15 protein-coding genes are annotated in these 17,025 nt (G+C 28.4%); 6 read left to right on the top strand and 9 right to left on the bottom strand.

The window, feature by feature from the left end; genetic code table 4:
• Nucleotide 1: 1 nt before the first annotated feature.
• From AC27EK_RS01850 to AC27EK_RS01815, 8 genes are all read right to left on the bottom strand, one after another.
• Nucleotides 2–1,654, bottom strand: coding sequence for a hypothetical protein (locus AC27EK_RS01850; RefSeq protein ID WP_487231657.1), 1,653 nt, complete (start codon nt 1,652–1,654; stop codon nt 2–4).
• A 54-nt stretch (nt 1,655–1,708) separates the two neighbouring features.
• The gene (locus AC27EK_RS01845; RefSeq protein ID WP_487231656.1) at nt 1,709–3,814 is read right to left on the bottom strand and encodes a heavy metal translocating P-type ATPase; all 2,106 of its coding nucleotides are present in this window, start codon (nt 3,812–3,814) and stop codon (nt 1,709–1,711) included.
• Nucleotides 3,807–4,025, bottom strand: a complete 219-nt coding sequence (locus AC27EK_RS01840) for a heavy-metal-associated domain-containing protein (protein WP_487231655.1) — start codon at nt 4,023–4,025, stop codon at nt 3,807–3,809. The genes AC27EK_RS01845 and AC27EK_RS01840 overlap by 8 nt, the downstream gene beginning before the upstream one ends.
• 88 nt (nt 4,026–4,113) lie before the next feature.
• Nucleotides 4,114–4,593, bottom strand: coding sequence for a hypothetical protein (locus AC27EK_RS01835; RefSeq protein WP_487231654.1), 480 nt, complete (start codon nt 4,591–4,593; stop codon nt 4,114–4,116).
• Nucleotides 4,583–7,066 (bottom strand): DNA topoisomerase (ATP-hydrolyzing) subunit A, encoded by a 2,484-nt coding sequence (gyrA, locus tag AC27EK_RS01830; RefSeq protein ID WP_487231653.1) that lies wholly within the window; start codon nt 7,064–7,066, stop codon nt 4,583–4,585. The genes AC27EK_RS01835 and gyrA overlap by 11 nt, the downstream gene beginning before the upstream one ends.
• A gap of 17 nt (nt 7,067–7,083) precedes the next feature.
• Entirely contained in the window at nt 7,084–9,039 is a 1,956-nt protein-coding gene (gene gyrB / locus AC27EK_RS01825) for a DNA topoisomerase (ATP-hydrolyzing) subunit B (protein ID WP_487231652.1), read from the bottom strand.
• A 5-nt stretch (nt 9,040–9,044) separates the two neighbouring features.
• Nucleotides 9,045–9,272, bottom strand: a complete 228-nt coding sequence (gene yaaA / locus AC27EK_RS01820; protein WP_487231651.1) for a S4 domain-containing protein YaaA — start codon at nt 9,270–9,272, stop codon at nt 9,045–9,047.
• Nucleotides 9,273–9,320: 48 nt separating this feature from the next.
• On the bottom strand, nt 9,321–10,433 hold the full coding sequence (locus AC27EK_RS01815) for a DNA polymerase III subunit beta (RefSeq protein WP_487231650.1): 1,113 nt from the start codon (nt 10,431–10,433) through the stop codon (nt 9,321–9,323).
• 139 nt (nt 10,434–10,572) lie between these two features.
• Between AC27EK_RS01815 and pth the strand changes: the two genes are divergently transcribed.
• From pth to whiA, 6 genes are all read left to right on the top strand, one after another.
• The gene (gene pth, locus AC27EK_RS01810) at nt 10,573–11,133 is read left to right on the top strand and encodes an aminoacyl-tRNA hydrolase (protein ID WP_487231649.1); all 561 of its coding nucleotides are present in this window, start codon (nt 10,573–10,575) and stop codon (nt 11,131–11,133) included.
• Nucleotides 11,120–12,001, top strand: a complete 882-nt coding sequence (tilS, locus tag AC27EK_RS01805; RefSeq protein ID WP_487231648.1) for a tRNA lysidine(34) synthetase TilS — start codon at nt 11,120–11,122, stop codon at nt 11,999–12,001. Before pth ends, tilS begins: the two co-directional genes overlap by 14 nt.
• Before the next feature lie 4 nt (nt 12,002–12,005).
• Nucleotides 12,006–12,932: an HPr(Ser) kinase/phosphatase gene (gene hprK / locus AC27EK_RS01800; RefSeq protein WP_487231647.1), complete on the top strand. Its 927-nt coding sequence runs from the start codon at nt 12,006–12,008 to the stop codon at nt 12,930–12,932.
• A 138-nt stretch (nt 12,933–13,070) separates the two neighbouring features.
• Entirely contained in the window at nt 13,071–14,126 is a 1,056-nt protein-coding gene (gene lgt, locus AC27EK_RS01795; RefSeq protein ID WP_487231646.1) for a prolipoprotein diacylglyceryl transferase, read from the top strand.
• 2 nt (nt 14,127–14,128) lie between these two features.
• The gene (locus AC27EK_RS01790) at nt 14,129–15,067 is read left to right on the top strand and encodes an NAD(P)/FAD-dependent oxidoreductase (RefSeq protein WP_487231645.1); all 939 of its coding nucleotides are present in this window, start codon (nt 14,129–14,131) and stop codon (nt 15,065–15,067) included.
• Nucleotides 15,055–15,996, top strand: coding sequence for a DNA-binding protein WhiA (whiA, locus tag AC27EK_RS01785; protein WP_487231644.1), 942 nt, complete (start codon nt 15,055–15,057; stop codon nt 15,994–15,996). Before AC27EK_RS01790 ends, whiA begins: the two co-directional genes overlap by 13 nt.
• Here the strand turns inward: whiA and AC27EK_RS01780 are convergent.
• Nucleotides 15,978–16,928: an RluA family pseudouridine synthase gene (locus tag AC27EK_RS01780; RefSeq protein WP_487231643.1), complete on the bottom strand. Its 951-nt coding sequence runs from the start codon at nt 16,926–16,928 to the stop codon at nt 15,978–15,980. The genes whiA and AC27EK_RS01780 overlap by 19 nt on opposite strands.
• Between the last annotated feature and the right edge of the window lie 97 nt (nt 16,929–17,025).

Genomic DNA, 17,025 nt, shown 5'->3' with positions numbered 1-17,025 from the left:
TTTATTTTTCCTCCCTAGAGTTTTGTCTTTTTCTTTTTTTTGTAATTTGATTTATTTTTTTCTTTAATATTAAATATTTAGAAACAGTGAACCCGACAAAGCAAGCTGAAAAAAAGAACATAAATGTATTAATTGAAATGAATACTATTAATAAAGAATAATCAAAATTATCTAACAAATTAGCAAGTATTGTGAATATAGACATTATATAAGTTATTACTAAATTCAATGAACCAACAACAAATGAATATGTCAATCACCTTGCTTGGCTAGTTTCTAAAAAAGAACCATGTGAAATTTTTATTTTTTGGTGTAATATCTCCAAAGAATTTTCATAATCATATATACGGTTTTTTTGATTTATTATTTTATTAATTTCATTAATTCCATAAAGTTGGTTATGAAGTTTGTATTGGATTTCAGAAAGTTCACTAGAACTGTTTATATAAAAATCTTCATTAAGATCCGTAATCTTCTCTGAATAGGTATCTTGTAGTTTTTTTTCAATATATTCTTTCTTAAAAACATTAACTTGAAAATAAATTTCAGCTCAAAAATGAGAATTATATATTCTTTTAAATTCATTATCACTCGTGTTGTGTCTAATTATAACAACTGTGTCTTCACTAGAAAACGATATGTGACTGTTCGTTCTTGCAGTTATATAATTGTTTATTCTCTTTTTTATATAAGAATTACTAAGATCGTGATCACTTGATAAAATTTTAAAAAAGTTTTTATATTTTATCAAATCATTATTTGATGTTCCTAAAGAATATAATTCTGGAAAATTCAATAAATATATTAGATTTTTCATTTTGAAATCAGAAGTAACGAACTCAAAAACATTAATATTATCAGCGCTCTCTGTTATTAATTCAAACGTTGGTTTGAAATCTTGAAAATAAGAATTAAAAGACAATGTGTTTTTAACATAAATTTCGAGTGGCATTTTTGATGTTTTTATTTCTTTTTGTTGAGATCCGTTTATAAATTTATCTATTTCATTTTTTATAAAGAAAGTCACCAAAAGCAATTCAATCAACGAAGAGAATATAGAAGAAATTTTCTTTTCAGATATTTCCATTCTCTCAGATAATTGTAATGTTCATTTATTTTCAAGTTTCTTATAATTTTCTCTATTATTAAGAACATCTCTTACAAAAGAGTTTATATCCAAAGGGAAAAAATTCTTTTTAATAAAGTTATTAATAAAAAATTGTAAATAAATCTTTTTTGTTCTATCACCATATAATTTTTCGTTTAACTTTCCAGTATTAAAAGAAAAGGCGCCCATTGATTCTTTTTTAACAGAATCAATATAAAAAGAAAGTTGTATTTGTTCTGCCAATAAAAACATTTCATTTTTAACATCTATGTTTAATGCAAAATTGAACATGTGTTTGTTGTCAAAACTTTTTTTATTCACCAATGTTGGATTATCTGTTGTTTCTTTTACATAAAAATCATTTTTATTTTTGATAAATATGTTTTTTTCAACAGAGTTACTAAGTTCATTAATTTTTTTATCTAAATAAGTAAAAAAATTATTTGGATTCAAAACCATAAGATTGTATTCTCTGTTTATATCCATTTTGTTATAAAAGGGAATTATGGTTCTTATTTTAATATTTTTAATATTAGAATTGGTCATTATACACCTCCATAACATAAGTATTATTATATAATACAAAAAAACCAAAATTGGTTAAATTTTGGTTTCTAAATTCTTAAATTCTTTATTTTCTTTTTTATTTATTAAAGATATTTTCTTGTTTTTGAAAAATAGAGTTGATAACAATATTATTACTTCTGAGGCCAGCATGCAAATCGCAGCAGCATAAGGAGGTAGAAAACCTAGAACCGTTAAGGGTATTAAAATCACATTGTATGAAAATGCTCAAAATAAATTTAAAATTATTAATTTTCTTGTTGCTTGTGAAATTCTAAGAGTTTTGTATACAGTATAAATATTCGAGTTTAACACAGATACATCCGCAATTGAATTAGCTATTTCGTTACTTTCATTAAAAGAGAATGATAAATCTGATTGTTTTAATGCATTTAGATCATTCATTCCATCACCAACATAAGCAACTATCTCACCATTATCTTGCATGGATTTAATTAAATCTGCTTTTTCTTGCGGCGTTGTTTCATAATAAAATTCATCTACATTTAGTTTTTTAGAAATTTCAGAAGTGGCGTTTTGATTATCACCACTTATAATGACTGTTTTGAATTTTAGTTTTTTTAACAATTTAAACGTATCAACAGCACTATCTGTCAATTCAACTTCTAAAGCGAAGACAGATTTAACAACTTTGTCTTTTACATAAAAAGATAAAGTTTTTTCTTTGTTTTTTTCGATGAATTTTTTTATTTCGCTATTAATAGAATATTTATTATTTTTAACACTTTTTAAATTAGTTACAATGTGTTCTTCGGAGTTTTTGCTTCCTATAACACCAAACCCGGGTTTCTCTTTGAATGTTTCAAATTCAATCAAATCTTTATCTGAAAATTTTGATTCAAATTCAATGAATAAAGTTTTAGCAATTGGGTGTTGAGAATTTCTTTCCAGTGAAAATATATTTCTCAAATCCTCTTCTGAAGAAAGATAATCAACCAGAGTTAATTTATTCTTAGTAACAGTTCCTGTTTTATCAAAAACAAGTGTTGTGATTTTTTTAATTTTTTCATATGCGTCAGCATTGTTAAATATAACACCACTTTTTGAAGCCTTTGAAGAACCAACAACAAGTGCAAGAGGGACTGCCAATCCAAGAGAACAAGGACAAGCTACAACCAAGACAGAAACTGCAGAGTAGATAGCTAAGACAAAAGATTGAGAAGAAAGATAATCGCCACTCTTTCCTGCATTAAGATTATCTAAAGCTTGATTAAAACCAGGAACAAAAGCTTGTAACAAGAAAGCAGCTAAAGATAAAATTAGAACAATTGGTATAAAGAATGCTGATACTCTATCTGCTACTTTTTGGTATTTTGGTTTTTGTTGTTGTATTCTGGCAACTTGATTGATAATAGAATCTATTACAGTGTTACCTATTCTTTTATTAACTTCAATTTCGAAAGGTTCCCCAATATTCAGCGTAGAGCCTATAATATCCGATTTGTGAGTTTTTATAACCGGATCTGATTCCCCTGTTAATAATGATTGATCAACAATAGCTTTGTTTGATAATAATATTCCATCGGTTGGTATATATTGTCCTTTATCAACAAACAACACATCACCAACATTAAGTTCTCTTATTCTAACTTCTTTGAATTCTTCACCGACTCTTTTTAAGGCATGAGTGGGTTTTAGTTTTGAAAGTTTTGAAAGATCTTCACTACTTCTTAATTTCAATCAAGATGAAACATAATCACCAATTGAAATTATTGCCATAATCACAGTTCCTGTTGAGAAGAAAACTCCTAATAAATGAGAAGTATAATCACCTTTTGAAATTAATATAGTGTTAGATATCAACGGATAAAAACTAAAAAGATAAGCGACAACCACACTTATTATTACAAGAGTGGACATCCCTAAACGTTTTCTTTTAAAAACTTCGTAATAGAAATCTCTAAAACGTTTAAGTCCGATGGTGAAAATAATGGAAGAAGAAACGCCTAATGATACTCAAGAAAAAATGAATTCATTGAGGTTGTTTGGTTGATTAGAAAACATGAAATAAAAATCTACACCTTCTAAAACCGCAGCAACAACCAAAACAACTACTAATTCTATAATTTTTCTTATTTGTTTTTGTTTTTTCTTTGGCAGTTCTTTGAATTTATTAATCATCGATTTCTTCTGCTAAATATCCGCTCTTGTTAAGGAACTTAAGAATTGTTTTTTCATTAAAAACTTCTTTATCATACTCAAGTTCAACAACTTTAGTTAAAACATCAATAGAGAAGTTTTTGATCCCTTCATTAGAAGATAAATGTTTTTCAATACTTGCAGCACAAGATGTACAAGTTAATGAATCTATATAAAATTTTGAATTTTGCATAAATAAAATTCCTTTCTTTAATGGTGAAATCATTATACACAATTTTAGTGATTCAAAAACAGAATAAAAAAAATAAGGCAAGGCCTTATTAATTTTCTAATATGTTTCTAATAACAGCACCAACAACCGTTGATTTATTTTTCATGCCACAAGCTAATATTCTTTTTTTATAATCGTTTTCGAAATTATCTTCTGCTTTATTACCCAATGCAAATATATAAGCTGCGTATCTATCTTCTTTCACGGTTTTAGAAGCGACTTTGAAATCATTGTCATTTCTTCTAACACCATTTTTTGTTTCTTTAACTAATCTTTTATATCTATAGTCTAGTGTGTAAGAAAAAGAATTAATCTTAAAATTAAAAAATAAATTAATTTTTTTGTTGTCTTCAATTATAAAAATAGCAAGATCACAATACGTTTTAAATTTTTTGTTGTCATAATAAATTGGCGCATCTGGATTGTCAACTCAACTTCTATAAGCAACATTATAAAGTATCTTTTTTCTTTTTAGATATTCACAAAGTTCAGATAAAAACAATTCAGCATATTCAATTTTAGTCGACATTTTCTTCTTCCTCACCTTTGAATATAGCCACTGAAGAAACAATCTCATTATTTTCAATATTCATTAATTTAACACCCGAAGTATTTCTGCTAATAATAGAAATTGAATCGATATTCATTCTAATAACTTTACCTTTTGAAGAAATCATTAAAACTTGATCTTCTTTATTAACTAATTTAATTGAAGCAAGCTTACCAGTTTTTTCATTAACTTTAAGTGTAAATACACCCTTCGAACCACGTTTAGTTAATCTGTAATCATCTTTATTAGTTAATTTACCAATACCTTTTTCACCTAATGAAAGTATGTATTGTCCGTCAAATGATATTCCAGAACCTACGACATAATCTTTTTCACCAAGATTGATTCCTCTAACACCGGCCGCGGTTCTTCCCATGACTCTAATTTCTTCTTCATTAAACCTAACAACATTACCATTAGAAGCACCAATGAAGATCTCATCACCACCATGAGTAATATGAACAGCAAATAGATCATCGCCCCCTCTAAGTCCGATGGCAATTTTTCCATTAGCAAATATTGATTCAAAATCCTTCATTTTAGAACGTTTAACAACACCTTTTTTAGTTATGAAGAATAAAGTTCTTTCGTCATATTCATTAACAGTTAGAACACTAAGGACTTTTTCTTTCTTCTCTATTTGTAAGAAGTTTTGAGCAGGTATACCTTTTGATATTCTAGAACCATTAGGAACTTGGTGTCCACGGATTCTATATACTTTACCCTTATCGGTAAAGAAAAGTAAATCAGAGTGAGTATTTGAAATAATTATTTTTTCAACATCATCGTCATCGTGTGTTTTCGCACCAACAACTCCAACACCACCACGATGTTGAGTTCTATAAGTATCAACAGGAATTCTTTTGAATCACCCTTTTGAACTCATAGTAATTAAAATATCTTCTTCTGGAATTAATGATTCATCATCAACATCAGCACTAACCCCATAAAGTATTTCAGTTCTTCTTTCATCACCAAATCTCTTTACGAAATAATCTAATTTTTCAATTATCATGTTATTTCTTATTTCTAAAGATTCAATAATTTCTTTTAATTTCTTAATTAAAGCTTGAAGTTCTTCAAATTCTTTTTTAAGCTTTTCATACTCTAAACCAGTTAAGGCTCTAAGTTTCATTTCTAAAACAGCTTTAGATTGTATTTCTGATAAACTAAATTCTTTCATTAAAGCAGCAGAAGCTATTTCTGTTGTTTGAGAACTTTTAATTATTTTTATAGCTTTGTCAATATCGCTTAAAACCTTAATCAAACCTTCAATTATATGAGCTCTAGCTTCAGCTTTCTTTAAATCAAACTTAGCTCTTCTCACTATAACTTCATGCTGATGATTTAAATAATTAGTGATTATTTCTTTTAAAGAAAGAACTTTTGGTTGTCCATTAACTAATGCAAGATTATTCACAGAGAAGTTGACTTGCAATTGAGAAGATTTAAATAACTTGTTAAGAACGATTTCAGGAATAGAATCCCTTTTAAGTTCTATAACAACCCTTATACCCTCTCTATTAGATTCATCTCTAAGATCTGAAATTTCTTTAATTTGATCACTCTTAACCAAAGAAACAATTTTTTCGATTAAATTTGTTTTATTAACCATATAAGGTATTTCAGAAACAACAATAGCTGTTTTTGAGTTTGGAAGTTCTTCAAAATCAACTTTCGATCTTATAGGAACACTTCCTTTACCCGTATTGAAGTAATTTCTTATACCCTCATCGCCAAGGATTTCACCACCAGTTGGAAAATCAGGTCCCTTAATGTGCTCCATCAATCCATCAACATCGATTTCTGGATTTTCTATCGTAGCCTTAATTGCACTACATATTTCATTTAAATTATGAGGAGGCATATTGGTAGCCATACCAACAGCTATACCATTAGTACCATTTGCTAACAAGTTAGGAAAGGCAGCTGGTAAAACTTTTGGTTCTTGCTCATTACCATCATAATTCTCAACAAAATCTACTGTATCTTTGTCCAAATCTTCAAGAATGGTTCCAGAAATTTTAGAAAGTCTAGCTTCAGTATATCTCATAGCAGCTGGGTTATCACCATCAATAGAACCAAAATTACCATGACCATCAACAAGTAAATATCTCATACTAAAAGTTTGGGCCATTCTAACCATTGTTTGATAAACAGCAGAATCACCATGCGGGTGATACTTACCAATTACTTCACCAACTAATCTAGCTGATTTTTTATAAGGTTTTTCTGCAAACATTCCAAGACCATAAGCAGCATAAAGAACTCTTCTATGAACCGGTTTGAAACCATCCCTAACATCGGGTAAAGCTCTAGAAACTATAACAGACATTGCGTAGTCTAAGAAAGATTTTTGTAATTCGTCCGTAATCGGCAAGTCATTAACTGAAGATTCATCAAGTTGTTTCTTGATATCCTCAGTGGTTAATTTTTTATAAGTTTTTTTCATTAATTTTATCCACCTAATTACGCATCGATGTTCTTAACATATTTAGCGTTTTTCTCGATGTATTCTTTCCTAGGAGCAACATCATCTCCCATGAATAATGTAAATGCTTTATCAGCGGCTATAGCATCTTCAACACTAACCTTTAAAAGCATTCTATTTACAGGATCCATTGTAGTTTCTCACAATTGTTCAGGATTCATTTCACCAAGACCTTTATATCTTTGTATATTGAACCTAGAATCTCCCGCCTCTTCTTTTAATTTGCTTAATTCTTCTTCCGAATAAGCATAAGAAATTGACTTGCCAACACTAAACTTATATAAAGGAGGTTGCGCTATATAAACGTGCCCTTCAGTTATAAGCTCTTTCATGTATCTGTAGAAAAATGTTAAAAGTAATATTCTAATATGAGCACCATCAACATCAGCATCAGTCATTATTATAACTTTGTTATAACGTAACTTTTCAGTTTCAAAATTACCAAGAACACCAGTTCCGATAGCTGTTATTATATAAGAGATTTCATCACTAGATAAAATCTTTTCGTAATTACTTTTTTCAACATTAAGAATTTTACCTTTTAAAGGTAATATAGCTTGAAATTCTCTTTCTCTACCAGATTTAGCACTACCACCAGCAGAGTCACCCTCAACTATATAAAGTTCTGTAATACTTGAATCTCTTGAAGAACAATCAGCTAATTTTCCGGGAAGTGAGTTAGATTCAAATGGAGATTTTCTTCTAGTTTCTTCTTTGATTTTTGCTGCTTTTTTTCTAGCATCAGCTGCTAAGAAAACTTTCTTAACAATCAAATCCGCATCTTCTGGATTTTCTAATAAATATTTTTCAAATATTTCTTCTGTTACATCTATAACAAATTTTCTAACCTCTGAGTTACCAAGTTTTTTCTTAGTTTGACCTTCATATTGTGGGTTAGGGTGTTTGATAGAAATGATTGCGGTTAAACCTTCAACTACATCTTCTTTCGTTACTTTTTCAGCAGCTGGGTCTTTAACTAATTTATTTTTTGCAGCATATTTATTTACGCACTTAACTATAGAGTGTAAAAAGCCATCTTCATGAGTTCCACCCTCTGTAGTGTTGATATTATTACAAAAAGAATGAATAGAAGGATTGTAAGTCTTATTGTATTGAAATGAAATTTCACATTTAATTTGATAATATGATTTTTCAGCTTCAACTCTATTACTTATCATAACCGGAACTTTTTGCTCTATTTCACCATAAATGATTTCTTCGGTGAATTTTTCTTTTTGTTCATTAAGATCTCTAACATATTCTTTTAAACCACCATCGAATTTTCATTCTTTGGTAATATTAGAATTTTCAGAAACAAACTTGATTAAAGAACCCTTATTTAAATAAGCAAGTTCTTTAAGTCTATTCATTATCTTTTCTTCTTCTCACTTAGATTGTTCCATAATCGTATAATCAGGGAAGAATGAAATTTTTGTACCATGTTCTTTATCAGTAGAACCTATCTCTTTAAGTGGAGCTTGTGTGATACCACCATTTCTAAACTCGATGTAGTGTTCTTTGTTTTCTTTAGCAACTCAAACTTTGAATCATTCACTTAAAGCGTTAACAACTGAAGCACCAACACCATGCAATCCTCCAGAAATTTTATAAGATTCGTTATCAAATTTTCCACCAGCATGTAAAACAGTTAAAACAGTTTCAACACCAGATTTTTTGGTTTCTTCATGTATATCTATAGGAATTCCACGACCATCATCTTCAACGGTAATAGAACCATCTTTATTTATTTGCAAAGAAGCATATCGTGCAAAACCAGCAACAACTTCATCTATACTGTTGTCAACGATTTCTCAGATCATGTGATGCAATCCTTGAGTGTTTGTTGAACCGATATACATACCGGGACGAGTCCTTACAGCTTCAAGACCCTTAAGGATCTTAATACTCTCACTATCATATTTCTTATTTGACATTTTGGTTAATTCGAAAAAATACAATATTCATCACCATTTATAACGATGACAAAGCCATTGTAAATTTTTCTCCCCCTTCTATTTTCTAATTCGTCATTTACATAAACATCATTTTCAAAAAGAAAACTTTTAGCCATAGAACCATTTTCTATGATTCCTGCATATTTCAATAATTGTCCTAGTGTAATGTACTCACTAGTTATCTTTATTCTCTTAATATCACGCTGTTTCATATTTACTACCTTTATTATATCAAATAATAGGGTTATTTTCAATGACTTTTAAAACCTAGTAGGGAGCATCAATTGAACGAAACTTTTATCTCTAAGGTCCTTTAAAACCAATGGTTTCGATTTGCCAGAGAAATTAAACTCGATTTCGTCATTTTCGAATGTACGCAATATAGAAATCAAGAAATGTGCGTTTAGATTTATTTCAAGCGCTTCTCCTTCTAAGGTTTTGATTTCTATTTGTTCTTCTGAGTTACCAAATTCATAAGATTCGAATTTAATATCCATTTTCTTATTACCTAATAACAATTTGGCAGATGGTGTTTTTTCTCCAGACACAAAAGACGAACCTCTATCAAGAGCATCAATAATTATTTTTTTATCTAACACAAAACTTGTTATCACCGGATGCTCAAAAGCAGCATGCACGTTAGGGAATGAACCGTCGATTATTCTATAAGTTATTACAGAGACATTATCTTTAAAAATGATCATGTTGTTTTTAAACAATATCTCTATTTGTTGATCTTCCATTATGCTTTTGACTGTTTTGATCATATTGGGTTCTATTAATAAATTCAAAGGTTCTTCTTTTTTGTCTAACGTTAGTTTAGAAACTTTAAATCCATCAGTCGCAATAACTTCAATGGAATCATTATCTTCAGAAGATTGAAAGTGAATGGCGATTAATGGTTTTGTGACTTCTACATTCTGTAGTACATTAGATGAAACTTTTGAAATAACATTTTCTAATTCTTGGATTTTAAAAGTTACTTTATTAAAATCTCTGTAATCAAAATTTAATATCGGGTATATAGTTTCATCCAATATATTGACTTGACATTCAAATGAATCAGTTTTTATTCTTATGATCGAATCATCAACTTTGCATATTTCCAAATCTTTTTCTTTTAATTTTGAAATAACAGAAATCATTATTCTAGGTCTGCATAAAATTTTACCTTCTTCAATTATTTCAAATCCGTCTTCTTGTTTCAATTTAAGGTTTGATTGGCCATTTGTACAAACATATTCTATTTGATTATTTTCAACACTTAATAAAATCGAATTTAAATTAGGGTTCATATTCAAATTATTCCCAACGATTAAATTAGCTTTTTTTAAATTGTTTAAAAATTTTACTTTGTTTAAAATTATTTTCATCTTTAATTTATCTTTAAATTATTATTATGTTATTTATATTTGTTGATTATTGATTAACAACATATAATCATTATATATATTTATACTATATATGAAAAAATAAATTAAACGTTTAAAACGTGTTGATAAGGTGTTGATAATGAAGATGATAGTTGGTCTTGGAAACCCAGGCAAAGAATACGAAAATACAAGACATAATGTTGGTTTTATGGTGATTAACAACATGTTATCAACTCTTAATGTTGATTGTGACAAAGAACGATTCAAAGGCAAATTCACTAAAGTTTCTATAAATGGTGAAGAAGTTGTTTTTGCGATGCCTTTAACCTATATGAACTTATCTGGAGAGTTTGTCTTGAATATCTCAAAGTTTTTTAAAATAGACACAAAAGATATATTGGTTGTTTATGATGATTTAGATACCCCTGTCGGAAATATTAGAGTGAAAAGAAAAGGATCGTCCGGTGGTCAAAATGGAATTAAAAACATAATTGATTTGTTGAAAACAACAGAAATTAAAAGAATTAAAATAGGTATTGGAAAACCGAAATTTGAAACAAAGAAATATGTTTTATCGAAATTTAACAACGAGGAAAGCAAAATGATAAACAGTGCTATCAAAAAAGCATCAATAGCTGCTTATGATTTTATTTTAGAAGATTTTGAAAAGGTCATGTCAAAACACAATGCAATCAAATAAATATTTAGCTGCGGTAAGTGGTGGACCCGACTCAATGGCTATGCTTCATATGTATTCAAGCGAAATTTCTGTTGTTTGTTTTGTTAATTACAAAAAAAGAGAACAAGCGGATCAAGAGCAAATAACAGTAGAAGAATTCTGTAAAAAAAATAATAAAGTTTTTGAATTATTAATTGTAGACGAATTTGAATACAATAACGGTGAAAATTTTCAAAATCTAGCAAGAAGAATAAGGTATGATTTTTTCTTAAAAATGTCTAATAAACACGAAATAAAAACAATTTTAATAGCTCATCATTTAGATGATTTTTTGGAAACCGCTATATATCAACAAAGAAGAAACTCAAAGACGTTATATTTAGGAATTAAAGAATACTCTAACTGAAAATCTTTAAAAGTTTTTAGACCACTTCTTTTCGGATATAGAAAATTTCAATTAGAAGAGTATTGCAAAGAGAACAATATAAAGTATTGAAACGACAAAAGTAATGAATCAGAAATTTATTCTAGAAACAAAATAAGAACAGAAATCAAAAAATGAACAAAAGATGAATTCGAAAAAAAAATAAAAGAGGTTTTAGATTTCAATCAAAGTAATGAAAAAAGAGAAAAGAAAATATCTTCTTGGTTTGGGTTTTGACAAAAAGATGAATTCTCTTTAAGTGTTTTCAAAACATTTGAAGAAGAAGATAAGTTTCATTTAATTTATAAATTTCTTAGATTTAACGGAGAAGAAAGAATAAATAAGAATAAAATACAATCAATACTACAATTTATAAATGCTAGAAAAACCAATCATTATAGATTGGAGGATAATAAGGCTATTATCGTTGTCGATAAGAAAATGGTGTATTCAAGAAAGGGATAAAATTATGAGCAAAAAACCTATGGTTTCAGATCTTGTGGAAGAGTTTGATTTGGAAGTTGTTTTGAATAATGATTCTTTAAATAGAGAAATAAAATCAACCGATTTTAACAGAGTGGGCTTAGAGCTTTCTGGCGCTATTATATATAAAGAGCTTTTTGACATTGTTTATTTAGGTTCAACAGAATCAAGGTATCTTAAAACAATGTCTATATCAATTCAAAGAAAGAGACTAACACAAATTTTAAAACTTAATCCTCCATTGATTATTTATGGACCTAATTTTGAAAGGGATGAAACTTTGCTAGAAGTTGCTTCTAAATTTGATATACCTATAATTAAAAGCAAACACTCGATTTATGATTTGAACTTATTGCTTTCGAATTGATTAATATCTATGATTTCTTCAACTTCTATGATTCATGGTTGTTTAAGTTCTATATTCGGTGTAGGAACTTTGATGATTGGTGATTCTGGTGTTGGTAAGTCCGAGCTTACAATAGAGTTAATAAAAAGAGGACACATTTTTATTGCCGATGATGCTGTGGATATAAAAAGAGTTGGTAATAAAATATACGCCAACGCCTCTGAACTTTCTAAGGATTTCATAGAAATTAGAGGTCTTGGAGTTTTATCCTTCTCCAAAACATTTGGTATTGAAAAAATGATAAATCAGACAACGATAGAAGTTGTTATTGAGTTGATAAAAGAATCAAAATATGATCCAAGAACACCAGATAGAGTTGGTGTTCAAAAGGAATATTACGAACTTGAAGGAAAAAAAATAAGACTTTTCAGAATACCCGTTATACCAGGTAGAAATATGGCTGATATTGTAGAGACAGCGGTCGCTAACTTTAAACAAATAAATAATGGCTTTGATTCTGCTAGTTATTTTGTTGAATCATTAGCTAAGAGAAAAAAAGAAAAGTAATGATCATTGGTTATCTTCTGTTTTGTTGTTTAATCAGCAAAACGGATTTTTTTATTTATTTCAAATATATTAATTAAAACTTAATATAATTTGAAATAAGTTCTAATATTTTTTAGAAAAAGAAAAGAAAGGGGAAATATGTCTCCAGATGGTTTAAATCCCTTCGGAAACAGCGCATTCGGTGTAGCTTTTTGAGTTGCTGGATTGGAAATTAGATGATATGCTATTTTTACTTTAATAGGTTATGCATCGGCGATTGTTATTTATTTGATTGCTATTAAATGAAGATATAAGGTTGCGGTTGATCCTGCGTTTTATTTTATATTCATAGGAATACCTATGATTTTACTGGGGGCTAGATTGTGATCTTTCCTAATGGGAAATAACGCAGACGCGAATGGTGTCACGGATTGGTCTACGTTTTTTGATTTTAAAACTGGCGGGATGGCTGTCCAGGGTGGTGTTGTATTTGGATTGCTCTCTGCTGTTATATTCTTTTGGTTAATTTTGAAAAACGAAAAATATCACAAGAGGGTAATAGAAGATGGAAAGGTTTATATTAGAAGACCTAGTTTATGAGTGTATGCAGATGCTATGATTCCTACTATCTTATTTGGACAAGCGATTGGAAGATGAGGTAATTTCTTTAATGGTGAATTGTTCGGTTTAGCATCCACACCAGGAGATCTCCATTGATTAAAAACATTAATGCCTGGAGTTTATGGTGGGATGATTGCTCATGTATCTGAAATAACGACCGGCTTAAATCCTAACAGCAACATTGTTAATGGTGTTATATATCAACCATTATTTCTATATTCTTCTTTTGCTGGAATAATTTCGTTCTGTATACTTTATTTCTTGTTACCTTGAAACAGAAATATAAAGATAGGTGTTGTTAGTGGAATGTATTTCGTTCTTTATGGAATAACTAGGTCTATTTTAGAATCTCAAAGATTTCATTTATTTAAATTTGAAGGAACCTTTATATTAAATGGTTTATTAATGGCTACAGGGTTATTCTTGGTCATTTATTCACAATTTATTGCAGATAAATTGAGAGACTATAAATTGTTTGAAATTTTTAAACAATGATTAATTGATAATGTTGAAAAAAGAAAATTCAAAGAAATTTTCTTTGATGAAAGAAATTTAAGAAAAAATAGTGAAAAAATATTTTATGCAAGGAGATAATTATGAATAATAAAAGTTTTGACTGTGTAATAATTGGAGCCGGTCCTGCTGGAATGTCAGCTTCTGTTTATTTAAAAAGAGCCAACCTTAGTGTAATGATGCTAGATAAAGAAAATCCAGGTGGTAAAGTTGCTACTACCGGAATAGTTGAAAACTATCCGGGGTTCAGTTCTATATCTGGAGCTGATTTAGCTTTTAAAATGTTTGAACAAACTGCAAAAAATGAAGTTAAGTTTCAAATGCAAGAAGTTGTTGATGTAGTCAAAGAAGATGATCTTTGAGTTGTTAAGACAAAATCAGGAGAATCTATATTAACAAAAACTGTACTTATTAGTACGGGTATGAAAAACAGAAAATTAGAAATTCCAGGTCTTGAGAAATTTGATAACAAAGGTATAAGTTATTGCGCTGTTTGTGAGGGTTCTTTATTCAAAGGTAAGGAAGTCGTTGTTATAGGTAGTGGATTATCTGCTGTGGAAGAGTCTGTATATCTATCTAACGTAACTGACAAAGTTTATGTTATTTCAAATAAAAAAGAATTCAAAGCTGAAGCTAGAGCTGTTGAAATAATGAAATCAAAACCAAACATTGAAATAATAATGGAATCTGACACTCTTTCTTATAATGGTGATAAGGATATTGAATCTATTACAATTCAAAACCAAAACACAAAAGTTAAAAGAGAAATCAAGGTTGCTGGTGTTTTTGTTTTCATTGGTTTATTACCGGTTTCTCCCTTGGTTAATTCTAAGAGTATATTGTCTGAGACAACAAGATTTATTGATGTTGATGAAGATATGAAAACAATGTATGACGGAATATACGCTGCTGGTGATATCACGTTTAAAAAGACTAGACAAATATCAACAGCTGTGGGAGATGGTACTGTAGCTGCATTGGCTGCAAAGGACTATATTTTCAGTAAAAAATGAACGAAATAAAAGAGATAAGTTTTAGTGAAATAGTTAAAAAAGAAATATGTTCTTTGGAATACGAAGAACACTGTTTTTTAAATATGTTAAAAATTGCATTAATGAACAATGCACAAATATCTTGAGAAGAAAACAAAATAGTTTGAGAATTGAAAAGTAAATTCTTGAATAGTTTTAAATTTATAAAAAAACACTTAAAATTATATGTTTCTGAAACCAGAAACGATGTTTTTTTATCAAATATTAAAAGCATACAAGATCAAAGAAATATATATATGATGAGATTTGAATTTTCTTCTTCATCAAAAGATTTGTTTGATAAATTCGATTTCGATTTTGATTTATCAAGAGAGTGTTGCAAAAGGGCTGTTATTTCTTCGTTATTTCTTTTTTCGGGAAGTTTAAGTAATCCGGTGACTAGTTCTAATCATTTGGAATTTAGAATAGAGAGCGATAAAGTCTCTAAAATATTTGAATTTATCATGTCGGAATTTGGATTGGATCACAAGAAAATTAACAGAAGAAACAAAAACACCTTTTATTTTAAAAGTTTTGATGATATTTCTGATATTTTAAAACTTATGAATACCGAAGAAAATATGTATAAATTTGAAGATTTCAGAATAACTAGAGATTTTTATAATTCACTTCAAAGATTAAATAATTTAGAAATTTCTAATATTAAAAAAACAGTTAAATCAAATAATGACACTCTTGACAGAGTGGAAAAATTAGCTAACAGATTTTTGTTGAGAAAATTTAATGATAAGGAAATGAAATATATTTCTTGTCTTAAAAAATATCCCGAAGAGAGTTTGTCTAAATTAGTGGTAATTTTAGAAAAAGAATATGGTCTTAAAATTACAAAAAGTTTTCTTAATCACGTGAATAGAAAAATTAAGAAGCTTTTCGAAGAACATTATTTAGAATCTAAATAATTCATGATTTTGTAAAGTTCTGAATAATCTAATTCGAATTCTTCATTTGAAAGATAAGAAAGAAGTTTTAAATTATTTTCTTTGAACTTTATTGATTGAGCCAAAAGAATTTGGTGTTTGAATTCTTTTTGTAATTTCGTGAAACCTTTTCTTATATATTTTTGTTCTCCTAAAATTGGGAAGTTTAAAAAATTAAGAACAGCTCTTATTTGATGTGTTCTTCCTGTTATCAGGTTTATTTTTAATAATGTAAAGTTTCTTATGGAATCTTCAAAACTAAATTCAGTAATAGCTTCTTTTGAACCTTTTATTTGTTTTGTATAAACTTTTACAAATTTTTCGTCTTTTAATAAATAATGTTTTGTTTTTAATGTTTGTTTATTAAAATTCCCATGAACTATCGAGTAATATGTTTTTTCTACTAATCTATTTTTTATTAAATAATTAAGTTCTTCTAAGGCTTGACTATTTTTTGCTGCCATCATTAATCCAGAAGTGTTTCTATCTAATCTATTAACAAGAGTTGGTGAGAATATATTTTCATTTTGAAAATCATACTCTTTTTTCTCGTGTAGATATTTTTTGATTCTATTGATTGCTGTATCGTAAATGTGTGTAGCATCTTCGTGTGCTATTAAACCAACTGGTTTGTCAATTATTATTAAGTTTTTATCTTCATAAACAACGGTCAGCTTTTTGTTGGCTCTTAAAAAAGAAGCGTCTTTCTCTTCTTTTTCTAGATGATAGTATATTGTGATTACATCATCGAGATTTAATCTTGTATCGTTTTTTACTGTTTTTTTATTTAATTTAACTTTTTTTGTTCTTATTAATTTGAATATTAGAACCTTAGAAATTGTAGGATAACATTTCGATAAAAAATTATCTATTCTTTTCCCAACATCGTTTTCTTTTATTTTAATTTCGGTCATTTTTTTATTGCCTTTGATGTTTTTATTTTAAATAAAAATTTAATAAATTTGAACTTAAAATACTATACAATAAATTTATCTTGTATTTGGGAGAACG

It is taken from the genome of Ureaplasma rhincodontis, from assembly GCF_057537535.1.
This window is presented reverse-complemented; position numbering and strand designations above follow the sequence as displayed.